The following is a 25,939-nucleotide window of genomic DNA, read 5'->3' on the forward strand; positions in this document are numbered from 1 at the left end:
TTACGTTTCAGCGGGTTGTGTTTTCTGTGGATGTTTCCCCCCCCCCAAAAAAAAGCAAGTGACCCATCTTAGGTTTGGGGTTTCCTGATCTTACCCTAAAACATTGATGTTCACGGCGTTTTCCCCCAAAAAAAATCCCGCCGTGAGAAACCAATTCCCACGGCGGGTTTGAAGGCAGAGACCTGTTACGGGTCTAAGTGTGTTATAAGAGTTATTTCACCAGCATCATTTTGCGGGTTTGCACGAAGCTGCCCGCCTGCAGACGGTAGATATACACGCCGCTCGAAAGTCGGGTTGCGTCGAAGCTGACCGTGTGATGTCCGGCATTTTGGGTGCCGTTTACGAGTACCGCAACCCGCTGCCCGGTGAGGTTAAAGACTTCGAGACGAACCTCGGAGGCTTCCGGGAGGGCGTATTCGATGAGCGTTGTCGGGTTGAAAGGGTTGGGGTAGTTCTGTGCGAGATCGAAGCGGCCCGGCGTTTCATCCGGAATACTGGTCGGCAGCGATAGCGCGACCTGTATGTCCGTAATGTCAGGCATAAGCTGAAGGCTCGCTCCCGTTTCAAGCCACTGTGTGTCCGCAACTTCACTGCCGCGCATGAGAATCAGCTCTGCACCGGTGTCCGGCAGGTGCAGGCCGGCTGTGAAGCTGAGTTCAACAGGCTGATCCGCACTTTGAAGCGCGATCCATGCGGAAGCCTCATCAACAAGCCAGAAGTCGTCACTGAATCTGACATCAAATGCGCCTGAAGGCGGCACCGGCGGCAGGCTGAACTGCATCGGGTGCTGCCGCTGTGCTGCATCTGCCCCGAGTCGCAGCTCACGATGGATTCCTTCCGGGGTACTGAACTGCAGCGTCGCGTAAGCATCAAGCCCTTCCGGGTTTAGCGCGAGAGGCACTGAACTTGCGGAAGGTGCGCCAATACCTACACTGCCCGATTCACTGGTACGTACCCAGTATCCCATACCGGCATCAAGTGTTTCGGCCTGGAAGTAGGAACCGTCAAAGCCGAAAAGGGTACCGGCGATAATAATTCCGTTCGGGTCATCTATACCACAGGGGCCTTCACAACCGGCATGGCCGGAAATCAGGTTCCAGCTTTCCTGCAGTTCAATTTCAGCCATCGGCTGCGGCATGCCTGTAAACGGTACGGTTGATGCGTCTTCAAAGCGCAGCCAGTACCCTTCACCCATGTTCAGGGTCTCCCGCTGTGTGTAGCTGCCGTCGAAACCGAACAGGGTATTGGCAATAGAACCAGTAAAAATTTCCCCGTAGGCGTCGTGCGGCATGTCATAGGCCATACCCACGAGATTCCAACCTGCAAGGTAGGTTACTTCTGTTTCAGCGCTCAGACTGTGGGTAACCGTCAGGGACTGAAAACCTGTACCGGGCACTACAACGCTGTTTTCCTGTCGCATATCCACGCTGATTCCATTACCGCTGAGGTGGAAGATACCTTCTTCCGCCAGCGTTGAGGGGTCCCAGCTGAGGGTGACAGGCGCATTGCCCGCTGATGGACGTACCAGCACCGGCCATACCGTCTGTTCGGTCGTAGTAGGCTGAAAGAAGGTAAAATAGTCATCATCATCAAAGCTGATGCGGGCATCGAAGGTACCTGCCGGTCCCGGAGGCGGGGCGAACAAATCGTACTGAGGATCAAAGCCAGGGGTCGCATCTGCGGCAGTACCAAAGGTGAGGATTACCGAGTTATCAGCTGTATCTGAAACGGACACCGGAGTTACGAAATCAGGATCACCGGGTGCGGGATCGTCATCGCTGTCGCTTGTACCGAAAACCCTGAAGGCAAGATCCTGAACGGTGAAATCCGGGAAAGCAACAGACTGTGGCGTCCATGAGGTGTTGTCACCATAACCACCACCGGGATTTCGCCAATGGAATTCTCCGCCGTTAGAAGAAGAGTTACCCAACCAGAACCAGCGGCCGTCAGCGAAGTAATCCATGTGCGGGGCAACAGATACCCACCAGGTTCCTGCATCAAGCACGGCGGCTTCAGGCAATTCTATAAAGATGATGCCATCCGCTGAGGAAGTTACCTCCGCTTCGAAAAATCCAAACGAAGGCTCGTCGGCAGGACGACCAGACGCATCGGTGTAGAAGAAAACGTTGGCAAAAAGTGGCTGATTAATTAAATCAGCGTAAAAACCAAGCGCTTCAACTGCTGTAACAGCCCATACCTGACCATCGGGAACAAGGAAGTCATCTGCAGCTTCAACGGCCCATACCTCCGGCTCGTCAAGGTCATAGATACTCAAAGCACCATTTGTAATAGTATCCCCGGATTGATCCCAAAGCACAACTGCTTCTCCTTCCGGACTTACCGAAACCGAAACAGCTACGCTAAGCTCCGGGTTATTTGCTGCATTTGAGCTGAGCAATATGCTGCCCCCGTAACTGCCGGGTGCAAGCGAGGAAGCATCAAGACTGACTGTAACCGTAGCAGACTGACCTGCCGAAAGGCTCAACGCAGAAGGTGCTACCGAGAGGATATCACTCATTAAACCAACAGCACCTGAATACGCAGCTGTAAGCTGATGATCACGGGCACCTGAAATGGTATTCGTGTCCTGCGATAATGGTCCGGATGCTGCGATCAGATTGCCCGTTTTATCGAAAGCGCGCGCACTTCCAAAAGCCGAAGACAACTCAACTTCCAGTGTGCCGCTGCCGGTATTCGTCACGGTCATCGTTTGCGAACTGCTGTCCCCTGTTTGCACGGCAAAGTTGAGGTTACCGGGCTGAACAGCAATGGAGGGGTTATCGGTATCAGAGCCGGGAATTCCCAAAATTGTAAAGGTAAGTCCGGCAGGATTCCAGTCTAAACCAATAGTTGATAGTGGGGTCCAATCGAAAAGCCCTATGCCGAAATTATCATCAGGGTCAATAAGTACAGGTTCACCAAAGTTCTGCTCTCCCTGTGCCCAGTTCCAGCGAGCTGCGCCATCGAGGGATGGAAGGTTTTGTACTGGTGCTACTGACAGCCAATAGCGGCCCGGGTTAAGCACCCAGCCGAAAGAAGAAACATCTAAGGTTAGGGTGTAAAGATTGCCCTCCTGACTTACTGAAAGACGGGGATCATCTGCATCTACTTCAATGGCATGTACCCAACTGCCCGTGTCATAAGGTTCGCCAGCGGGCGATCCGTCCGCATCAGCAAAAATATAAACCTGATAGCCCAGTAAAATGCCATCCAAAAATGTCTGGTCATTCTGAAAGCCCAGCGTTGATATACTGGTTAACGCAGCAGTTTGGCTGATTTCAAAATCATCAGCACTATAGGTTGCAGTACCAAGGCCCTCGAATGTACCGGTTACAATTCCGCCTGTTTCAGCACGGTTTTGCTGCCACAGCACAACCTGTTCACCAACGGGGCTTACAGCTACAGAAACAGGTATGTTTAGGTTTGGGTTGTTAACGGCATTCGAGCTTAGGGAAACGCTGCCAGCGTAACTTCCCGGAGAGAGTGCTGAGGCATCGAGACTAACGGTAACGGTAGCAGACTGTCCGGCAGATAAGCTCAGTATATTTGGAGCAACCGACAACACCTCGCTCATCAGCACATCGGCTAATGTACTTTCTGCCGTTAACCCGTTATGCGTTTCGTTTGCTGTATTCCGCCCCTTATTGGCATCCTGCGCTGCTGCAATCAGGTTTCCTCTTTCATCGAAAGCCCTTGCACTGCCGAAAGTTGCTGAAAGGTCAACTTCCAGAGTACCCGTTCCGGTATTCGTCACCGTCATCGTTTGCGAACTGCTGTCGCCTGTTTGTACGGCAAAGTTGAGGCTGCCGGGTTCTACTGATATAGCAGGCAGCTCAACACCATCACCGTCGATTTCAATATCGACAGGTATGATTCCGAGCGGAGTAAGGGGTGAGTTTGTTGCGATTGCAATTTCAGCAGTATAATTACCTGCACTTAAGCCAGAGGTATTCGCTGTGACCGCAACTTCTCCAAATTCGCCGGCAGCCAAAGTTCCACTGTCAGGTTCGAAAACAAACAGCGCTTCACCGCTCTCCCCTACTACATTAAGTACGAGGTGTACATCGGAGAATCCAATGGAAGCGTAGGTAATCGGTTCGGGTATACCACATGCGTGCGAGGCAATATAGGAAGGAGCTGTCTCGCCCAGACTGTTGGCGCCGGGAAATAAATCCGAAGTATCTGAGTCTGAAATGAAAGCCTCGACGACAATCGTAGATCCGGCGGGCACTTCTGCTTCGACCGGGATTGTAACCACTGACAGGTCTTGATTGCTATTAATATTTGCGCTCCCTGTACCAATAAGCGTCATATTTGAGAAGGTAAAATCACCTTCAAGAAGGTAAACACGCACTTCAACAGGCAGAGCCGGGCCTACAACCGACTCAACTCCGAATTGAACAGCTGTTACGCTGAAATCATCGTTCACATCGAAATCTGTGAGGGTATAGGTACGCAGAAAACTGTTATCAGCTGTTGTACCACTACCACCGCAACGCACCCCGGTTGCATTTGCAATCTCCTGAGAAAGAGAGTGTGTAAGAATAACTTCGTTGTTCAGAACGCTTCGTGCCGGATACGTATCCGATTCGTCGAATGACGTGTTAACAGACGGAAAAGAACCTTCATCTGCTGTCGTCTGAAACACATGCTGCGAAGATGTATCCTGATTTGGGTAAGTCTGCCCAACAGGCACTACAGCTGTAGTATTCCTTACGGGGGTAAGCGTACGGTTTAAGCCCGTGAGACCGCCTGTTATGCTGAAATCTAAGGCCCCTCCGCCCTGATTGCCTATAGCAAAGTTAAATGCACCATTTTCACCCTGCATCAGTTCCAGTGAAATATTCCCGGGCTCGAAAACCAGCTCTCCGGGCTCACCGGCTACCGTTAGCTCTACTGGTACGGAAAACTGCTGATTAAACGGGTCGTTGGTTTGCACTCTCAGGGAACGGGTGTAGACACCGTCGGTCAACTCACTTGCATCAAGCGTAACGGATATGCTTTGGGAGCCATTTGGGGAAACGGTACCCGAGGTTGGGGATACATCCGTGATAAAACTTTCCCCTTCTTCTGCGCCTACAAGTTCTATAAGCCCGCTCCATGTACTTGCACCGCCGGGGGCCCATGCATGGCCTATTGAGACAAATACACCGGACATATCAAGAGGCGTCGGGATATTGATCGTCGTATTTACAGGTGTGCCCGGAGATCCGCTGCTACCAACCCCCCATGCAATTCGCGAGCCTGAAGGCCCGTAATTCGTTAGGCCACCTACCTGAAGCAGTACAGTTGACGGATCAATAACAGCGCCTGTTTCAAGCTCAACGGTTGTGAACAATACCCCAAAATCACTTGCCCATGTGCCACCTTGTTCTGCTTCAATAACAAAATCTGCGGCAACAGCTGTAAGTTCACCATTGAGATCACCGCTCACGGTAATGAATTCACCTCCGCTTAAGGTTAGGCCATCAAACTCTATCGGAAAGACGCCCTGATTGACTTCGGGATTACCATCTGTCCGTCGAAATATTTCGGTATCTGACCTTGTCTCTCCCGTCATAGTACCAGACAAGCGCTCAGCCGTTGCCTGACGGGCTTCATCAGAGTTTTCAAATGCCGACTGAACGTGCGTAATTGCTTGTTGCCGCGTCGCTTCAAAACGCGTGTCAGTTCCATCAAGGATTCGACCCATCACAAAATCAGGGAATACATAGGTGAGATCAGCCTCTCCTTCGTTAGCAATAGTAAGCTGCACGGTTGTGCTTTCGCCCGGCTCAAGAAACTCCTGAAAACTTTGCGGATTTAATACAGCGACCGGTAAATCCCCCAGCAGCCCGAGGCTGTTAAAGGCATTGATTCGACCACCTGCAATTGTGATATTCTGGAAAGCCGGAACAGGATCTACACCATCCATAATAAGTGTGCGTAATTCAGAAGGGCTGGCATCCGGGTTTTCAGCTTTAAGCAAAGCTGCAAGCCCTGCCGCATGCGGACTTGCCATAGACGTACCTGAAAGAATCGCATATCCTTCCTGATTAATATAGGTACTCAAAATAGCCGAACCCGGTGCGGCAACGTGAACGGTATTGGCACCAAAGTTTGAAAAACTGCTACGCAAATCATTGCGGTCAGAACTGGCAACTGCCATAACATTCGGCAAATCATAACCTGCAGGATAAAAATTCTGATTATCATTATTGCTGCCGTTGTTACCTGCCGCAGCTATAACAAAATGACCGGCCTGACCAGCTGCCTCAATTGCATTGAACGCGGCCTGTGAAAAGCCCGGACCGCCCCAACTGTGATTGGATATTTGTGCCCCGTTTTCAATAGCATATTGGAGCCCCTGAACAATAGCCGCACCATTACAGGTTGGGCTGCCGTTTAAACCGCAAATTTTGATGTTCATGAGCGTTACATCCCAATTCACACCGGTTATTCCCTCATTGTTATTCCCTACAGCGCCTATTGTACCGGCAACGTGAGTGCCGTGCCCGTTCAGATCTTCCGGAGTGTCTCCCAAAAAGCTGGCACCGGGGTTACCGTTTTCATCAAACCAGAGATTATCCACAAGATCAGGATGGGTACTACGGATTCCCGAATCAAACACAGCCACAATCACTTCCGGCGATCCCTTAGTAACTGCCCATGCCTCTAATGCCGAAATATCAGCACCAGGTGTACCACCATTCTGTCCCGTATTATTCAAGCCCCATAGCGAAGTGAAAAAGGGATCATTTGGAACCGTACTCTGAAGGCTTTCAAGAGGATTTTCATCTTCAATAACAAAATCAGGTATGCGGTATACAAAGTTGGGTTCAGCATATACCACATCTGATCTGCCGTTAAGCATATCAAGTGCCTGCTGAACCGTTCCGTTTTCGAAACGCCATAACTGTGCATTAATCAGCTCAAGCTCCGTAATCTGTGTAACCCCAAGCTGTTGATGCAGTAGTTCCGCTTCCGCTGCGAGCAGGCCCGAAGTAAACTCAACAACAAGCTCATTACGAAAGTATTCAATTTCACCGATACCGGTGATGTAAGCTGTTTCAACAGAGGCATACTGTTCGGACGAATAGCCGGCAGATTGGCCTATCAGGTTCATTTGATTTGAAGCCGGAAAAAAGAGCAACATCACAAATGACAAACATAAAAGCCTGGTAAAAGTAGTCGATAGTGTTTTCATGATTCTGAAATTTGGGTTGGTGTAAGAAGGTTTTTGTATTTACTGTCCGCCTCTTAATTGTTTGGGGGTTAATATGTATTTCAGGAAAAGTAAATCAGCGGAAGCGACCTTAAACAGGGTCTGCAAGACCGCTGATTTTTCAGAATGTTCACGCTCAATTATGCGTCTGAGCTATTTAACAAGCGTCATTTTGCGCGTTTGCACAAAGCTGCCAGCCTGCAGACGGTACAAATACACACCGCTCGACAGGCGGGCTGCATCGAAACTTACCGTGTAATAACCGGCATTTTGAATCCCTTCCACAAGCAGCGCAACCCGCTGACCGGTCAGATTGAAGACCTCAAGACGGACTTCCGCAGCCTCAGGCAGGGCGTACGCGATTTGTGTGACCGGATTAAAAGGGTTGGGATAGTTCTGAGATAAATCAAAGAAGAGCGGCACTTCATCTGGTGACAAGGCTGTACCCGGCGTGACTTCAAGCGCCACACTGATGGTGACTTCCGGCTCGCTTGCTGCGTTGGAAGTAATCAGCACCTGACCGTCATATAATCCTGGTGTCAGATCCTCAGTTGAGATCAGTACTTCGAATGTGAGTGTTTCCCCGGCTGACAAGCTGAATGTCGTTTCAGACAGGCTGATCCACCCTATAGCATCAGCTATGCTTATTTCACCGGCAAGGGTTAATTCCCCCGTATTCGTAATGGTAACTTCGGCTTCGCCGGTGTCTCCTTCTTCAATTTCAAAAGAAAGTTCAGCCGGACTAACCTCAATAGCCGCTGCAGCACGCTCTAATGTAAAATCGTAAGGCCCGTTGGCGGCAGCATTGGTTTGATCGCCCCGCTGCGCAAAAACCGTCCATTGCAGCGCTACACTTTCACCCTGCTCAATACTCAGACCTTCAAGAATGGCATCGAGGCCGCCGCTTGTAAAAACGAGACTTGTTTCTTCTGTTATCTCACTCAGCAGCGGATCATCGAAACTACCGCCCGCGGCAATCAGCAGCCAGGTATAGGTTTCCGCATTTTCAGAAGCTTCCCAGCTAATTTCTACCGCATCATCACTTTCCGGGATCGTCACCAGCGCAGTGCCGTCGGGGGGAGTGAGCAAATCAAAATCACCCAGTGGCAAAGCCATCACGCTAAGCGCAACCCAAACAGTAAGGTCCGTGTCGCTGCCTGTAAAACTCACGATACCCGTATAGGCTCCCGGCTCAAGGTTGCCTGCAGCAGCATCAGCAGTTATGCTCACGGAGGCCTCACCTCCAGCAGGTACCGTTACCTGTATTTCCGATGCTGAAAGCCAGCTTCCCGCATCTTCAGCTTCCGCGCTAACGGAAAGCGTAGCATCAAGCTGACCCGTGTTGCTCAGTGTCAGCAGTTGGGTATCGGATGAAAACTCACTTACTTCAAAACTCAGCGAAGCCGGATCAACCGAAACATCCGCTATGCCGCGAATCAGCGTAAGATCAAAAGGCCCGTTAGCGGCTTCAGTCACTTCATCACCGTTCTGCGCAAAAACCGTCCATTGCAGCGCGGCACTTTCACCCGGCTCAATACTGAGGGCTTCAAGAATGGCATCCAGAGCACCGCTTGTAAAAATGAGACCGTTTTCTTCCGTTGTCTCACTCAGCAGCGGCTCGTCGAAATTGCCGTCCGCGGCAATCAACAGCCAGGTATAGGTTTCCGCATTTTCAGATGTTTCCCAGTTTATTTCTACGATATCATCACTCTCCGGAATCGTCACCAGCTCTGTGCCATCAGCCGGAGTGAGCAGGTTAAAAGGCCCCGGTGCCGGCTCCTCTTCAACAATACGGTAAGTCACTGTAAAAAAGGAAAATCCGGTACCTTCAAAGACAAATTCGGACTGCTCTCTCAAATCTATGATCTCACCACCCGAAAGGGTAAGCAGCACCTGTCCTTCTTCCGGAAAGTCCGCTGTGTTCCAGCTGAGTGTGACCGGGCTGTTGCCGGATGACGGACGTACCTGCATCGGCCAAACCGTCTCTTCATCTGTTGTTGGCTGAAAGAACGTAAAGTAGTCCTCATCTTCAAAACTGATGCGACCGTCAAAGGTGCCCGCCGGCCCCGGTGGGGGAGCATACAGGTCATATTGCGGATCGTATCCGGTGGTGGCATCAAAAGCTGTACCAATTGTGAGGTTTACGCCATTGCCCGCTGCATCAGCGGTCACAAAGGGAATCTCAAAATCAACGGATTGTAAACTACCGTTTTGCTGCGCTATTAATTGGGCTGGCAAGCATAATAAAAGTATACACATAGCCCCCCGTATCATACCTGATTTCGTCATATATAACACCACGTGTTTTAATGATGGTTGTAATGCGCCTGAGTTAAACGCCTGCTCAATAATGAGGTCAGGACGTAAATTATGGGCATGATTCGCTACTGAAATCAACATGTTTATCCCATTAAGTGTTAAAATATATATACCAACCCTAATAATCAAATACTGTTATTCAAATATTTCGTAATGCTTTATACCGGTTTACTGCGACCCGTTTATGTTGCATCCGTTTCAGAATTATTAATTGCAGACAGAAATCATCTGATTGCGGCCAGGGAAAATTGAAGAGTTCGATGAAACCGGGACTTCTGCATGTAAAAGTATGATTAGATACCCGCTATACTTAAATTCAACCTAAACTGAGGCCTCCCATCAATACCGCTTTATGTACAAAATTTACCTTCTCTGTCTTGCACTTACTCTTCTGACCCTTTCAGTGCTTAACCAACAGCTATCCGCTCAGCATCCCTCCTTTGAGCAAAACATTGGCTTTTCGATATTTAATGAGCGGAATCATCCACAGCTTGAGTGGATGAGTGCAGAAACCGAGCATTTTATCATCAGCTATCCGAAACATCTTGCCGGCATTGAGCAAGAAGCCGCTGCAATTGCGGAAGCAACCTACACCGCCCTCTCGGCCAACCTGAATGTGACTTTCGATTTTAAAATCCGGATTTTTCTGAGCGATGAAGACGAAATCGTAAACGGTTTTGCCGTGCCTTTCTGGAATTCCTACACCAATATTTGGGTAAACCTCAATGATGTAGCACAAGCATGGAGCGGTCCTGAGAAATGGCTGCGGACCGTACTTGCACACGAGCTCGCACACATTTTCCATTTTGAAGCCGTCAAATCCAACCTCCCGCTTTTCGGCGCGGTAGCTACCGGCGTTTCTTTGCCGGAACCCTGGACCGAAGGCATCGCGCAGTATTACACCGAACCCTGGCACGTGCTCCGGGGGGATCAATTGCTCCGTACCGCCATCTACGACGGCCGTCCCGATTTCCGCCGGAATGAGTCTATACGTGACCGCGGCCTGATGTACGCGAGCGGCAACGCACAGCTGCGGTATTTTGCGTCAGCCTACGGCGACAGCCTCATCCCGAAAATACTTGCACACCGGGATACGACTTTCTTTGGGCTCGCCCGCACACACAATTTCAACAATGCTTTCCGCGAAGTTACCGGGCAATCATTCCGCGACTTTGAAGACGAATGGCGCCGGCACATGAGCATTTACTACCACACGCTCGCGGGACAAATGGAACGCAGTGATTCTCTGGGCGTACGCCCCGACACCCTTGCCGGCTTGCTCATCAGCGATGTTCAGTACAGCCCGGATGGCCGCAAGTTCACCTCCATCGTGCTCAACTCACGCAGTCGCCCGGTAACGGAGCTTTCCCTGCACGATCATGCGCGGCGGCAGAACCGGCGGGTTATTGATCGCGGCAGCATCAGCGGACCGGTAAGCTGGAGTCCGGACTCGCGCTACATCGCCTACAGTGCAAACGTCCGCGGTCGCTACGGCGCCCTTATCAACGACCTGTACCGCATCGACACGCAGACCGGCAGACGCGAACGCCTCACGCACACGCGCCGCGCTTCGGCCCCGCAATTCGGGCAGGACAGCAACACCCTGTTTTTCGTGGGCAATGACAACGGCACAGGCAACATTTACCGCCTGAACACCGAAACCGGTCAGGAAACCAAACTCACCGAATACAGCGGTGACGTGCAAATTGGCCGCACGGCCATGAACCCCGATGGCACGCACCTCGCCTACGCACTTTTCGATAGCGACGGCAGCCGGCAAATTATCGTGCTCGACCTCGAAAGCCGCACTGAAATGCGCTTCACAACGCCCTTCATCGACGACCGCAACCCGCTGTGGAGTCCCGACGGCCGCTGGCTCGCCTACACAAGCATGCGCGACCGGGTGCCCAACCTCTTTGTCCGAAAAGCATTCGAAACCGACAGCGTAGAAGAGCGCGTCACAGCCCTGTTTACCGGGGGCACCGCACTACAGTGGCTCCCGGCCGATTCCCTGCACGCAGACGGTCGGTTCAGCATGATTGCGACCGACAGCAAAAGCAACAACAAAGTCTATCGCATTGACGCCTCCCGCCGCGCCGAAGAACCCGATCCGCAGGTAAATCCGACCTACACCGGCTGGCTCACGCACCAACCGCCACACGTGATACCGCGCGAAATTGCCCCGGATGAAAGCCTGATCACCGATCGCTATGCCTACAACTCATGGCGCAATATTTCCCATGTAAGCACCATCCCCTTCCCCTTTTTCGCTGATGACCAAAACTACGGGGCAGGTTTTGTCAGCCTGTGGAGCGAGCCGCTTTCCAGACACATGATTACCGCGGTTGGCGCCCTCTCCATCCCCAACTTCACCGATAACAGCCTGTTTTTCCTGAGCTACACCAACAATCAGTTCCGCCCAAGCCTGAGCTTAAATGCCTACCACAACAGTTTCACAGGCCGTTTTTATGAGCGGGATTTTCTGATCACAACCAACTCAGGAAGCTTTTTGCTTGCAAGCCTGCCCCGCGACTGGTTTGATACGCCTTTCATCCGCACAACGCTCTTTGGCCGTTTGCGCTACGAGTACACCAATGCCGACCGCAACTGGGAAGGCCCCGCTGTGCGTCGCCTGCCGGAGCCCGAAAGCGGCTGGCAAAGCGATGTACGCCTCGGAGTCCGCATTCACAAAGCCGTGCCCTATGCATGGAATGTGGTACACCCGCTGGAAGGCTACGGTCTCGAAGCCCGCGTAACCATCGCAACCGACGCCCTTGGCGGGGAAACCAACTACATGCGGCCCGATGTCAAGGCATTCATGATTTTACCAGGCCTTGGCGACGCGCGCTTCTACCTGTACGGACGCGCCATTCTGCAAAACGGGGAAAGCTTCGGGCAAGACTACATCGGCTTCAGCCGCTACGACGACATACAATTTGGCGACACCCTGCCCGGTCTCGACGTTTTATACACCGATACCGAGCGGGTCCGCGGCTACAGCTCATGGGGCGACGGCTACGTAACCGGCAACCGCATGCTGTTTGGCACCATTGAATACCGGATTCCGTTTTTGCCAAGCCTGCAAACGCAGGTCTTAGGACTGGTGAGCCTCGGCCGGACAACCATAGCTGCCTTCATGGATGGCGGCGCCGTGTGGAACGACGACTTGCTCCCCGGTGATGGCGTAACGCGACGCTTGGGTACCGGCTTCGAACTGAAAAACGAACTCAACATCGGCGGACTCCGCATTGCCCACAACCTCGGCTACGCACAGCCCTTCAACGACTTTGGCACCGGGCGCAATGAAGAAATCTACTACCGCATAAAAGCCGTGATCCCCTTCTGATAAAAAAGCTGTCGCAGCGGGCGGGAAGTCCAACGATGCCCTCCCGCTAACAGCACCAAAAGACGCATTTCAGATCAGAACACATCGCCCTGATCATAAGGTCGGGGCACATGTTTAGCTTTCTTTTTTTTGGGGGAAACTCCGTGAACATCACGGTCTTTCGTGATAGTTTGGAAAATCCCAAATCAAAGATGGGTCCCTTGCTTTTTGGGTTCCGGTGTGGCAATAAGCTTCCCTCATCAATAAAACTGCATGGATGAAAGAACGGCCTTATCCGCACCGGGTCTGACCGCCATCACAGCAACCGACTCAAAAAACCTCACCCTGAAGCTAACAGTACTACGACCTACCCCTGCATAACTTCTTCCGGATCCGTCCCGTTGTCAGCATCCGTTTCATGAACAGCGAGTGCTGTATCTACGGCTTCGAGCAAACTGATTCGCGCATTCTTTTTATCCTCGGCTGAAATAAGGTGCCAGGGCGCATAATCGGTATCGGTGTAGGCCAGCATATCATTGACCGCATCGGCATACTCATCCCACTTTTTGCGGTTGCGCCAGTCCTCATCCGTAAGCTTGTACTGTTTGTAGTCGGTTTTTTCGCGCTGTTTAAAGCGCTTCATCTGTTCATCTTTACTGATTTGCAGCCAGAATTTTAAAACCGTAATACCGGATTCGGTGAGCTGTTTTTCAAAGTGATTAATTTCCGCATAGGCCCGCTTCCATTCTTCCTCTTCCGCAAAGCCCTCGACCCGCTCAACCAGCACCCTGCCGTACCAGGAGCGGTCATAAATCGTGAGAAATCCCGCGCGCGGAATTTGCATCCAAAAGCGCCAGAGATAGTGATGGGCTTTTTCTTCCTGCGTAGGGGCCGCAATCTGAATTACCTGATACAAACGGGCGTCAAGACAATGAATCAGCCGGCGGATACTGCCGCCCTTCCCTGCAGCATCAGAACCCTCAAGCACAACAACGACCGATTTTTTCCTGTGATGGGCCTGCCAGGCTTTCACATAAATACTCTCCCAAAAGTATGACATCTTTTTCTTGTACAGCTTGCGCTTATACTCAAGCCCGAGATCAATCCGGTCAAGCGGCTTGGAAGTGACTTCCGGCAGCGGCCTGCCATTAACCGCTGATGTATCCGGGCCCCCGCGTTTCAGGTATTCAGAGAAAACCCCGGTGAGCAGGTGCATGACCGAAATATCGCAGGTTCGGGCATCCGTAGCGTCAATTTTGTACCAGGGGGCATGCGGCTGATGGGTCGTTTCCGTGAGCTCCGTAACCAGCTTCATCTTCTTGTCATAAGAGTAGCCCCCCTGCCAGTCATCCATCGTAACCTGCCAGGTTGATTCGGGCCGGTTATTGGTGTCCTCTTCTTTGTTTTGTCTTTTCTGATCGTAATCAAGGTGCAGCCAGATCTTAACAATCAAAGCGCCGTCAACGGCAAGCAGCTGTTCCATCTCTTTGATTCCCGTAATGCGCTTGCGGAAACAGCTCAGGTCACATTTGCCGTGCAGCCGGTCTAAGAAGGGCTGTGTGTACCAGCCACCCAGAAAAAGCCCGGTGCTGCCGGAAGCCGGAAACTGACGCCAGTACTTCCAGAAGTAGGGCCGGTCGGCTTCTTCGTCTGAGTCGGGCCGGTGTACATGCGTCTGAATGAAACGCGTATCCATCCACTCATTGAGCAGGTTCATCACCCGCGTATATCCCGATGTCTGCGTACCGGAAACCAGGATAATGACCGGAACCCCTGCATCCCTGAGCCTGAACTGATTTAGCAGAAGCGCCCCGCGGTCCCGCTCAATTATTTTGTTGTAGTCTTTGTTTTTTTTGATTTTTTCGGCTGTTGCGTAAGGGATCATTAGCTAATTGGTACGCTTAAATATTATTATTCACAATGAGATCAAGTTATCGGCTCAGAGAACCATAAGCAAGAAAAAAGGCAGCCTGCATGTGCAGGGCTGCCTTTTTTTTGGAGTTCTTCAAAAATGCATCTTACCGGAAACTGTACTCCCTCGGGGGTTCCATGCCGTGCAGATGACGCACAAAGAAATCCCAGGTGCGGCGCAGTTTGTAGCTTTCATTGGCGTAGCCGTGACCGCGGTTGGGCAGTACAATAAGATCGAAATCTTTATTTGCGTCAATCAGCGCGTCGATCAGCTGCAGCGTTGTATTCGGGTGCACATTGGTATCCATGGTGCCGTACGAAATGAGAAGGTGCCCCTGAAGCCCTTCAACCTGATATTGCAGCGCCTGATTGGTAAAGCTGTCGGTGCCGTCTTCGAACCGCTCGAACGGTCCCTGAAACTTTTCACCCCAGTAAAAGGTGTAGCCCCGGTTATCCATGTTACCGGCACCCGCTACCCCGGCTTTGAAGAAGTCGCCGTGATTGAACATGGCCGCTGCCGTTGCAAAGCCGCCGCCTGAATGACCATACATGCCCGCGCGCTCGATATCAATGAAGGAATGCCTCTCGGCGAGTTCCCGCATGGCAGAGATCTGATCGGGCAATCCGTTATCGCTCATGTCCCCGTAGTAAGCCGCATGAAAACTGCGGGACCTGAAGGGCGTGCCGAGCGCGTCGATCTGTACGACGATGAACCCGAGCTCTGCCAGCGCTTGTGCCTGTCCCCTGCGGCTGTGCGCGAAGCCACGCGTGCCCACACTTCCGATTTGCGGTCCCGGATAAATGGAGTTGATGATAGGATAGCTTTTATCCGGATCAAAGTTCATAGGCTTGAACATCAGGCCGAAGATCTCGGTCTCACCGTCTCGTGCCATCGCGCTGAAAGGTTCCGGAAACTGCCATCCGGCCTCAAACAAACGGCTCAGATCGGCTTCCTCCAGCGTAAGGATGACTTCTCCGAAACGATCGCGCAGCACCGTCACGGGCGCGCTGTTTACGGTTGAGAAGGTATCAACCAGGAAACCGCCTTCCGGCGACAGGCTCACGCTATGGTGACCGGTGTCCGGCGTGTGCAGGCTCAGCCCCGTGCCATCCTGCAGCACGGAGTACACATACTCTTCGTAGGGATCCTTGTCGGGATCAATGCCGAGTGCGGTAAACCATATTCTGCCGCTTGTGTCTTCAATCCGAAGAATATTGGACACATTCCACGGGCCTTCTGTTATGGAATGGATACGCTCGCCTGTTTCCAGATCATGCAGGTACAAATGCCCCCAGTCGCTTTCGCGGCTGAACCAGATGAACTCCCCCTGATCGTACAGCACGCGCCAGTTGGGTACGCCCCGGCTGTTGAGATTGGTTTCGATAAAAATTTCATCCCGCTCATGGAACACTTCCCGGACTTCCCCTGTGCGCAGGTCCGCAATTTTTAGCGTCACTTCCTTGTAATCGCGGGACGTTGCCACAAAGGCAAGTTTGCGGTTGCCGTCGATAAACTGATTGTCGGCCCAGTCGTTGCCGCGGGTAAGGCCGCAACAGTTGGAAGTCCGCTGATGATACGGCCCGCCCTGAATCCGGACCATATTCTGCGTTTCAACATCAATGACTACACGATGGTGCATGGGCACCTCATCATCCGGATCGGACGGGATGGCATACGGCCAGGAGACCAGCTCGGGTCTGCCCTGTGCGGTGCGCAGAATGTGCATTTCCGGCACATTGCGCTCATCAAGCTGATAGGTAGAAATCATGTAGCCTTCCCGCGACCATTTGAGAATGGGGCGGTCTGAGCGAAACCAGCCCTGAGAATCGGTCGCGTAGCCGAAGCGATGCTCGCCGTCGGTTGTGAGCTGCAGGTCGTCGCCGGTGTGCATGTCGCGCACCCAAAGATTGTACGCACGGATAAAGGCGGCATAGCGCCCGTCGGGAGAGAACACGGCGCTGCGGGGCGTTTCAATCGAATCGGACTTCAGCGGCTGTACTTCGTAGGTGCCAAGGTCCAGGTTCCACATGCTGCCGTCGTGGCGAAATTCCATGAACCGGGCGTCATCACTCACGGTAATTTGCGAAACAACCAGGTTTTCGGCTGAAACGGTTTTTTCTTCATCAAGCACATCGAGGGCGGCAGCAAGTCGCTCCTGATCAAAAAGCGGATTAACAGCTCTTGTGTCCGTGTTTACAAGATGATAGGCAGTGCCATCGGGCGTATTGACGCTGTACCAGAAAAGGGTTTCACTCAGCCAGGTCGGGTTTACGCGGTCACGGAAAACCAGGCCGGCAACATTCCGGCTTAGCATGGCGTCTGCATTCGCGTACAGATTTTCATCAAATGCAGGCAGACCGTAGATCCGCTCGGTCTCAGGGGTTTCAACAACTACGGTTGGCGTTGAACAAGCCGCCGCAATCATCATAAGGGCACCCAGCGCTGCGGCCTTCACAACAGATGGACAGTAAGGCTGTTTCATAGATGGATAGGTTAGGATATAGGATGAGTAAAAAAGAAAAGGCGCCCGCAGCTCATCAAAGATTCAGCGCGGACGCCTTTTTTGGAATTAATTATCGAACCAGCGTGCGACCCAGTCGTGCACTTCCTGATACCAGAAGATGGAGTTGTTAGGGCGCAGAATCCAGTGATTTTCGTTCGGGAAATACACCAAACGCGCGTCCAGTCCCATGCCCTTGTACACGCCGTACACTTCCAGTCCCTGCGTTACCGGTACGCGGTAATCCAGCTCGCCATGAATGATGAGCATAGGTGAGCTGAAGTTGGCTGCGTGCAGGGCAGGATTCCAGCGCTGCATGCTTTCCAGGCCATCCCAGGGTGAACCGCTGTAGGCAGCGATACGGTGTTCCGTGATGTCGGAAGCAAACTGCCCCATAATGTTGTACACCCCTGCATGATTGATGAGCGCAGCAAAGCGGTCGGTATGTCCGGCAATCCAGCTTACCATGTAGCCGCCGTAACTGCCGCCGGCAGCCGCCATGCGGTCTTCGTCAATGTAGCCGCGTTCCAGCATGAAATCCGTAGCCTTCATTATATCGCGGAAAGGCTTATCGGAGTGCGCCCCGTGAATGGATTCCGCGAACGCCTGCCCGAAGCTTGTTGAACCGTGGAAGTTGGGCAGCACGGTCACATAACCCGGTGCAGAAAAAAGGTGCGCATTCCAGCGGTAGTGGAACTCATCCCCAAAAATGCCGTGTGGTCCGCCATGAATCATCATCATAAGCGGATATTGCTGAGATGGATCAAAATCCGGCGGATACACAATGTACATCTGCACGTCGGCGCCGTCAGCCCCGGCATAGGTTACGTTTTCAACACGTCCCAAATTCAGTTCCGAGAGACGCTCACTGTTGAAGGATGTGAGCTGCGTCAGGTCCCGGCCGTTGGTGCGAATGCTGTAGATTTCAGCCGGATTGGAAAGGTTGTTGTGCGCAAAAAACAAGCGGTTTCCCGCAAGTACCGGTGCGCCGTTTGTGCCGGCATGCAAAATTTGTGTCACGCTTCCGCCATTTGAAGGAATCGAAAACAGACTCGTCTTGCCAAGGTGTTGCGCATGAAAAAAGATGGTCCGCCCGTTTGCGCTCCACTGCCAGTTGGAGAAGCTCTTGTCAATATCTTCCGTCAGAACTTCGCGCTCACCGGACGTCATATCGTAGCGCACAAGGCGTACATTATCCGCATAAAAGTCATTGCGGGTTTGCTTGCCGTACATGATGAAGCGTCCGTCGGGGCTGAAGACCGGATTAAGGTCGTTGTAAGGGTTGTGCTCCGTAATATTTACCCGCTCCCCGCTGCCGTCAGTATTAATAAGGATGATATCGTAATTCAGGTAGTTGTATGGCGGCGGTTCGTTGTTCGCGGAAACGGCAATGGTACTCCCATCGGGAGAAATATCGTAAGACGGTGCCCCCATCATTGCAAAAAAGCGGCGGGACTCCGGCATGAGATCAGTCACCTCTCCGTCAAGGGTTGTAGCAAAAAGCCGCGGATAATGCCCGTCCGTCAGCCAGCGATCCCAAAACCGGTAGGTGCGGTTTTCGGTTACTTTAGCCGTTACAAGCGAATTTCGCTGTTCATCAGCAAGCTCACGCTGACGGTCCCAGTCCCCGTTATAATCGGGGTGCACGGTTGCGGAAAACGCAATTCTCTGACCATCGGGAAACCACTTCGGGGCAGACACCCCAACCGGAAGGTCTGTGATTTGCTTTGCTTCGCCTCCGCTCAGCGGCATAACAAACAGCTGTGCGGGCCCGCCGGCACGGCGCGACGTGAAGGCCAGGTAACGGCTGTCCGGACTGAACGCAGGGGCCCCATCGGTACCATGCTGCGTGAATTCACGCAAATTGGAGCCATCCGCATGCATAAGGTAGATGGTCGTATGGCTCTGATCGGTTGAAATATCAAAGCTGGTTTTGGTGAATGCGATAAACCGGCCGTCAGGTGAAGCGGTTGGGTTGCCAACGCGCTCCATACTCCAGACGTCTTCAGCGGTTATGGCCCGCTGTTGTGCTTCCGCCTGAAAGCTTTGAGCCAGCAAAAAACACATCATCAGAAATAAATACGGAACAGTACGAGTCATACTTTTTTTGTTTTTAGGATGGGTAGCGTGTTATCGTTAAGAGAAAAATCGTGTACTTCAAAAATCAGCTAAACCACAGGCGGGCGTCAACCAGCTTTTTCATGCCGTAAAAGACAAGGTTGGCATTCACAACGGCCCGCCGCTCAATACGTTTGGCGAGCCAGTCGCCGTCGCCACCGGTTACATAAAGGGCCGCAAGATAGTCGTAACGGCGCACCAATCCATCAACGGCAGAAATAAATGCACCGGAGAGTCCCCAGCGCACGGAATCTTCGGTATTTTTACCGGGCCATTTCATGGGGATATCGCGAACCACTTTCGGCAGACCGGGCGCATGTTGCTGCAGGGCTTTTTCCCACAGCGCCATACCCGGCATGATTACGCCGCCGCGATATACGCCGCGGTCATCCATATAATCGATGGTGCATGCCGTACCGGCGTCAATTACAATGACCGGCTGTTCAGCCAGCGTCCGCGCCCCAAGGCAGGCCATGTAGCGATCCATCCCAAGCGTTTCTTTTGATTCATAATCGATTGATTTGGCAGGGATATCTTCAATCGTAAACCATTGCAGCACTTTAGATTCCCCCATCGCTTCCTTGATTGCCTCCGTTGCTTCGGCAACGACCGAAATGCCAACCGTTTCCTTACCTTGCTGCCTGATCCAGTTTCCGGCTTCCGCAGCGTGCTCGGTGGGCGCATTATACAGTTCCTGCCAGCTGTTACCGGACCATGTTTTGATTTTTATGCGCGTGTTGCCAATATCAAGAAAATTCATGTGCTTAGTCTAAAAATCGGGTTGAAGGGTATTTGATAAAGCGCCCAATGAACGGATCTAACAAAGGTAGGAATATAAGGAAGCCGCGGTTTTACAGCGTTCAGATTAAAGCGGAATATGTAAAATCAGTTTAAGCCGGATTTCTCAGGGTCATATAAAAAAACCAGTGCAGGACGCAAATTCCGGCTGAAAAATACGGCTTAGACCGCTGTTTCAAATGAAGCTATCCAAAACGAAGAAACAGAATCAAAACCTGCGCCGGTTAACGGGTGCGATGGCTTTGTCAATAAGCGGATAGCACGGCAGATGGTGCGGTTAAACGTTTGAACGCCATACTGATGTTAGTCTGTCGTAATTACCAATCACCCTAAAATATTATCTTTCATGAATATTACCGACAAAAACGTCATCATCACGGGAGCAAGTAGCGGCATTGGGGCGGCATTTGCTAAAGCCATTATCGAAAAAGGGGGCGTGGTGTACGGCATTGCACGGCGTCAGGAGCGGCTGCAGGAGCTGCAGCGGGATCTGGGCGATCGCTTTCATCCGGTCGTGCTCGATATCACCGATGAACCTGCCGTAAGCACCTGGGTCGAAGCGACCTTCAGCGCCGGAAACTATCCCGACGCCCTCATCAACAACGCAGGACTCGGCAAATTTGGCAATGTCGAAGACCTGAGTCTTGACGACTGGCACACCATGATGAATGTGAACCTTAACGGCGTGTTTTACCTCACCCGGAAAATCGTGCCGATGATGAAACAAAATCCGGCGCACTGCCACATCATTAATATAGCTTCTGTCGCGGGTCTGATGGGCAACCCAACCATATCAGGCTACAACGTCACCAAATTCGGGCTGCGCGGTTTCTCCGACGCCCTGTTCAAGGAGCTCCGCTACGACGCCATCAAGGTCACCTGCGTATTCCCGGGATCCATCGCGACCGAGTTTTTTGACCTCGCAGGCTCCTCCACACATCCCAACATGATGCAGGCGCAGGATGTCGCCAGTACCATCGTGCACATTCTCGAAACCCCGGATAATTTCCTGATTGACGAAATTACGCTGCGCCCCCTCAACCCCAAGCGGCCGGAATAAGCGGATAGCTGATTTTATCCCCTTTTTAATCCAAAAAAGCCTGCCCGAATTAACTTTCAGGCAGGCTTTTTTTATAGGGATGTTAGGTTTCGGGTGATGGGTTCCCGCCCCTTCCGAAAAACTTAATTTGCGCTCAGCTCCGGACCCGGTTTGCGCGGCAGGCGCTCATCAAGCATAGCCGTGTGGTACGCGAAGGTTGCAACAATCACGGCATTGCGCATAAGGTCCTGCGGAACAAGGCGCTCGTACGTATCCATATTGGAGTGATGGCTGAGCGTGAAGTACTCGAGCGGATCCTGAATAAACTGAAAGCCGGGCAAACCTACGCGGTCAAACACCACGTGATCGGTTGATCCGGTATTGGCCCATGAAACCGTCTCGGTACCCCAGTCGGCAAACGGCAGCAACCAGGTGCGGAAGAGATTGCGCACAGCGTCATTTTGCTGCAGATAAATGCCGCGGATTTGCCCCGCACCATTATCCACATTGAAGTAGGCCGAGAATTTATCATAACCATCGAGTCTTGTAATGGAAGAAGGCGAAGCCGGATTGCCTTCGGGCCGTGCCAGGTAGGTTTCTACAAACTCGCGGCTTCCGATCAGCCCCTGTTCTTCCCCGCTCCACAGTGCGATTTTAATGGTCCGCCGTGGTGCGACACCGGCTTCCTGCAAAATGCGCATGGCTTCAAGCATAACGACAGAACCCGCAGCATTATCGGTTGCACCGGTCCCGGTATGCCAGCTGTCAAGGTGCGCGCCGATTACAACAAATTCATCTTTCAGATCAGGATCTGTGCCGGGAATGGAGCCGATGGTGTTCCAGCCCATAAGGTTCTCTTCCTGAAAGCGCACACGCAGGTCCATTTCCAGCTCAACGGTTTTGCCGTGTTGCAGCATGCGGAAAATGCGGCCGTAATGCTCCCGTGCAAGAGATACCTGCGGCACAGGTGTCGGGGCGTCGATCTGATGCGGACGCGGACGCTCACCCCAGGGCGTACCCGGAGGCGCAGGCAATGTAGCACCTGAAATGGCAACCTGACCGCTCCAGCCGCGGTAACTTTCATCAAGAATTGCAAGGGGCCTTTCTTCCATCAGAAACTGTGCACGCTCATAAGCCGCTTGCTGACGCGCAATCCAGGCTGCGTTCGGGCTTTGTCCGCCTTGCTGACCAGTAGCAATGCGCTGCGTAGCATTGGCCAGACGAAGGAGGCTCTCATCGGTATGCCGGCGGGCAATAGCGTCCCAGTGCAGCTGCGGCTCGGCGGGCTCGGCGATCATCACGAATTTACCTTCCAGCCTGCCGCGCCAGTAATCAAAATCTTTCTCCTCTGTAATTTCGAGAAAAACGACTTCCCCGCTTACAGCTTCATCATAACCGGGCGACCATGCTTTCGGGTACGCGATAACCGGAAAATACGTCTGATCGCTTTGTGCATGCATGGCAAAGCGGGTGAGCTCCCAGCCGCGACCGAACGGTCCCCACTCATGCTGATACACATTTTGCAGGCCGAAGCTTTCCATCATCTCCGCAGCCCACTCGTTGGCTCGGTACATCTGCGGGGAATTGGTAAGACGGGGACCAATCACATCGGTGAGATAGCTTGCCATATCCATAATCTGTGAGCGCTCTATGCCCTCTTCGATGAAGGTGTTGACCATATCCATGTTAACGGTGGGCTCATCGATGGACTGTGTCCATGCCGGAGCTGCGGTAAACAGTACGGCAGCTGTGAATACAAACAGGAGCTGTATTTTTAGTAAGAAGTTGTTCATACGCTATTGGTTATTCTGACGGTTGAGATGAATAAGATTGAAGCTCCGAATTTGCAGAAAAATGGGGACTTATAAAGCGCGCAGATGAAAAAATTTGATAAGGCGAGCGTCAATGTTTGCATGTAGCCTATACCATAAAAAAAGTGCCGGTTTTTTGGCGTTCATCCTGCCCATTATTTTTAGCGATGTGGATAACTCCTTCTTGAAATGCGCTCAATTGTGCTGTATATTATAAATCTGTATTTAAACGACTACACGGAGAGGTGCCAGAGTGGTCGAATGGGCTCGCCTGGAAAGCGAGTGTGCCCTAACCGGGTACCGAGGGTTCGAATCCCTCCCTCTCCGCCACAAAAAAGCCCGGCCTGAATGTTATCCTACACATTCAGGCCGGGCTTTTTTGTGAAAATAAAACTTGCTTCATCCTTACTGCAAAATGCCGGAGAAGCTTTTTGCCACATCAAACTTTCAGAAGCTCAGAAAAATGTAAGGAAATCTGGCAACACCTGTTTTTCGGGATGGCCATTTTTCGAGCTCAGTAGCCTTCCACCTAAAACAAAAAACGGTGTCTTGAGTACGTAGGTACCGCTGCGCCGTTATGCTGTGCTGGCATGAAGACCCAATTGCTTGCCGCGCGAATGCTTTCTTCCATAATGCCATACCCTATGGCCGGAATCTGTTCACGCGTACCATCGGGACCGATGCGATGTATGGCTGAAATGGTGACTTCTTCTACCCGGCCTTCTTCATTAACCAAAAGGGTAACCTGTACCTCGACCTGAAAATCAAGCTCCCGGGCTTCCTGCGGGGTTACGGCCTCAACAATTCTGCGGACGCGCGCGGGTCTGTCAGGGTTGCCCACAACACCTTGTTGTGCCTGTTGCGGCGCTTCAAACCCTTCAAAGTCCGTTAGGAGATCGAATTCGGTGAAATCCGGCTCATCTTCCAGCACCCGGTCACTAATCTCGGGAGGCGCAAAACGGGGGCGCGGGGGAGGCGGGGGCACTTCAGCTTGTACGGTAATGGAAACGTCATCAATGATGAGTTCATCCCACACCATCCCGCTCAGTTGCTGTGTTTCGGGTTTCCAGTCCCCTAAACGAAAAGCCAGAATCAACAACAGTAAGGCCACAGCGATTGCACATTTCATCCGCTGATGATAGCTTAGACTATGCCCGAAAAGTGAAATTACGTTTCTCTTCATAGCCTTACAAACGCCTGGATTCGGGCTTATCGTTTATCAGAAGCCTTTAGTTTTCTGAGCCTTGTAAGCTCCTCAGATACCAGCTGATGGACATGTGCCGCGTAGGTATTAACTGAATCAAAATCGGCAGGATAAACGGGGTCAAGTACGGACACATGAAGGTCGCCGCGCAGGTTCATTTCCCAGGTATCAGGTTTGATACAGTCAAAGGTGCCCTCAACAACAAGCGGCTGAATGGGAAACTGATTGTCAATTGATGCATGAAACGCTCCTTTTTTAAAGGGTTTCAGGTTTCCGTCGCGGGTTCGGGTACCTTCAGGAAAAATCATCACGCTTGTACCGTCTTTGATGGGCGCTTTCATTTTGAGCAATGATTTAGCCGCGCCCTTCGATCCGCGGTCTACGGAAATATGCCCGGCACTGTACATCAGCCAGCCCACGATAGGAATTTTGAACAGTTCTTTTTTTGAAACCCACTTCATATTTACCGGCAAGGTTGCAAGCAAAGGCATATCCAGAAAACTCTGGTGATTTGCAATCCGGATCATGCCGGGTTTGCCATCGGTCAGTTTTTCCAGATTGTGATAATGACGCTTCCAGAGCGGGTTAAGCACAATGATGGATTTGCCGAAAAACATCATCACGGCATTCGGCAAACGATGATGCGGATCGAACATAAAGGTGAAGATCCGGATAAGAAATGCGAAAAGGAAAGAAGGAATGAAGGACAGTCCGTAAGCGAGCCACAAGAGTGCGCTGAACAATTTATTCATCTGATTTTTTTTCTGTGGAAGTTAACGCTTTCCTGATAAATCCATCGCTTGCCTCAAGTCTGCGGCGGGCTTGCTGTGCGCTGAGTCCGCTGAGCGCCATCAGCAAAGCGGTTTTAACATGCCCATGACTTTCTTGCAGTAAGGCTACAGCTTCATCATAAGACACACCGGCATAGGTAACGAGTATGCGTCGTGCCCGTTCGTGCAGTTTTTGATTGGAAAGCTGAAGGTCAACCATCACATTGTGCCACACTTTTCCAAGGCGAATCATCGCACCTGTTGTAATCATGTTGCAGACCATTTTCTGGGCTGTTCCGCTTTTAAGGCGGGTGCTGCCGGCAATGACTTCCGGACCAACTTCTGCCGCTATGAGAATGTCGGGTTTGAGTTCTTTCGGGAGTTGTCCGGGCTTAACGCAGCACACAAAGATAGTGGCAGCGCCGCGTCGTTTGCCTTCGGCCATAGCGCCAAGAACGTAGGGCGTTCTGCCGCTTGCAGCAAGGCCGCAAAGGGTGTCGTTGGGCCCCAAGCTGAGCGCGCTGACATCGGCTGCCCCCTGCCCGAGATCATCTTCTGCACCTTCAACCGCCTTAAAAACAGCCTGTTGACCACCTGCAATTATACCTTGCACCATTTCTGGGGGGCTTCCGAAAGTAGGCGGACACTCAGATGCGTCCAAAATACCGAGGCGCCCGCTCGTACCGGAACCGGCATAAATCAGGCGTCCGCCATTTTTGAAGGATTGGGCAACCTGTTCTATCGCCTGAGCAATGGCGTGTTTTTGCTTCCCTACAGCCGCGGCGACTTCGGCGTCCTGCGCATTCATCAGCTCCGCTATTTCAAGCGGGGAGGCAAGGTCGATTTCCCGGGTTGCGGGATTGAATTGCTCGGTCTCAAGTCGACCGAGCAATTCTGAGAGATGTTGGGTTTGTGACAAAACAGAACGTCTTGAAATGA

Annotated in this window: 12 protein-coding genes and 1 tRNA gene; 3 read left to right on the top strand and 10 right to left on the bottom strand. The window is 52.0% G+C overall.

The annotated features are described in order from the left end of the window. Nucleotides 1-211: 211 nt before the first annotated feature. Both CYPRO_RS10300 and CYPRO_RS10305 read right to left on the bottom strand, forming a co-directional pair. On the bottom strand, nucleotides 212-7,186 hold the full coding sequence (locus tag CYPRO_RS10300) for a S8 family serine peptidase (protein WP_114984532.1): 6,975 nt from the start codon (nucleotides 7,184-7,186) through the stop codon (nucleotides 212-214). Between the two features lie 171 nt (nucleotides 7,187-7,357). After that, nucleotides 7,358-9,442 (bottom strand): SusE domain-containing protein, encoded by a 2,085-nt coding sequence (locus tag CYPRO_RS10305; protein WP_164682699.1) that lies wholly within the window; start codon nucleotides 9,440-9,442, stop codon nucleotides 7,358-7,360. 433 nt (nucleotides 9,443-9,875) lie between these two features. On the opposite strand from CYPRO_RS10305, the gene CYPRO_RS10310 reads away from it, so the two are divergent. Then, nucleotides 9,876-12,869 carry a PD40 domain-containing protein gene (locus CYPRO_RS10310; protein ID WP_114984534.1) on the top strand — a complete coding sequence of 998 codons (2,994 nt, stop codon included), beginning with the start codon at nucleotides 9,876-9,878 and terminating at the stop codon, nucleotides 12,867-12,869. Nucleotides 12,870-13,215: 346 nt separating this feature from the next. On the opposite strand, the gene pap is transcribed toward CYPRO_RS10310, so the two are convergent. From pap to CYPRO_RS10330, 4 genes are all read right to left on the bottom strand, one after another. Then, entirely contained in the window at nucleotides 13,216-14,733 is a 1,518-nt protein-coding gene (gene pap / locus CYPRO_RS10315; RefSeq protein ID WP_114984535.1) for a polyphosphate:AMP phosphotransferase, read from the bottom strand. Between the two features lie 133 nt (nucleotides 14,734-14,866). Further along, entirely contained in the window at nucleotides 14,867-17,242 is a 2,376-nt protein-coding gene (locus CYPRO_RS10320) for a S9 family peptidase (RefSeq protein WP_114984536.1), read from the bottom strand. Between the two features lie 87 nt (nucleotides 17,243-17,329). Then, nucleotides 17,330-19,360, bottom strand: a complete 2,031-nt coding sequence (locus CYPRO_RS10325) for an alpha/beta hydrolase family protein (protein ID WP_114984537.1) — start codon at nucleotides 19,358-19,360, stop codon at nucleotides 17,330-17,332. Nucleotides 19,361-19,424: 64 nt separating this feature from the next. Further along, on the bottom strand, nucleotides 19,425-20,138 hold the full coding sequence (locus tag CYPRO_RS10330; RefSeq protein ID WP_114984538.1) for a type III pantothenate kinase: 714 nt from the start codon (nucleotides 20,136-20,138) through the stop codon (nucleotides 19,425-19,427). Between the two features lie 384 nt (nucleotides 20,139-20,522). Here CYPRO_RS10330 and CYPRO_RS10335 point away from each other — a divergent pair, with 384 nt between their 5' ends. Continuing rightward, nucleotides 20,523-21,236 (top strand): SDR family oxidoreductase, encoded by a 714-nt coding sequence (locus CYPRO_RS10335; protein WP_114984539.1) that lies wholly within the window; start codon nucleotides 20,523-20,525, stop codon nucleotides 21,234-21,236. Between the two features lie 122 nt (nucleotides 21,237-21,358). On the opposite strand, the gene CYPRO_RS10340 is transcribed toward CYPRO_RS10335, so the two are convergent. After that, nucleotides 21,359-23,008: a M20/M25/M40 family metallo-hydrolase gene (locus CYPRO_RS10340; RefSeq protein WP_114984540.1), complete on the bottom strand. Its 1,650-nt coding sequence runs from the start codon at nucleotides 23,006-23,008 to the stop codon at nucleotides 21,359-21,361. A gap of 257 nt (nucleotides 23,009-23,265) precedes the next feature. On the opposite strand from CYPRO_RS10340, the gene CYPRO_RS10345 reads away from it, so the two are divergent. Beyond that, nucleotides 23,266-23,356 (top strand) — tRNA-Ser (locus tag CYPRO_RS10345). Nucleotides 23,357-23,555: 199 nt separating this feature from the next. Here the strand turns inward: CYPRO_RS10345 and CYPRO_RS10350 are convergent. Genes CYPRO_RS10350 through murQ form a run of 3 tightly spaced genes read right to left on the bottom strand, consistent with a single transcriptional unit; the run spans nucleotide 23,556 to nucleotide 25,919 of the window. Further along, a complete protein-coding gene (locus CYPRO_RS10350; RefSeq protein WP_124245587.1) occupies nucleotides 23,556-24,209 on the bottom strand; it encodes an energy transducer TonB in 654 nt (217 codons plus the stop codon). A 26-nt stretch (nucleotides 24,210-24,235) separates the two neighbouring features. Then, entirely contained in the window at nucleotides 24,236-24,982 is a 747-nt protein-coding gene (locus CYPRO_RS10355) for a lysophospholipid acyltransferase family protein (RefSeq protein ID WP_114984542.1), read from the bottom strand. After that, entirely contained in the window at nucleotides 24,975-25,919 is a 945-nt protein-coding gene (murQ, locus tag CYPRO_RS10360) for an N-acetylmuramic acid 6-phosphate etherase (RefSeq protein WP_240644731.1), read from the bottom strand. The genes CYPRO_RS10355 and murQ overlap by 8 nt, the downstream gene beginning before the upstream one ends. Between the last annotated feature and the right edge of the window lie 20 nt (nucleotides 25,920-25,939).

Source organism: Cyclonatronum proteinivorum, from assembly GCF_003353065.1.
In the GTDB taxonomy this organism is placed as follows: domain Bacteria; phylum Bacteroidota; class Rhodothermia; order Balneolales; family Cyclonatronaceae; genus Cyclonatronum; species Cyclonatronum proteinivorum.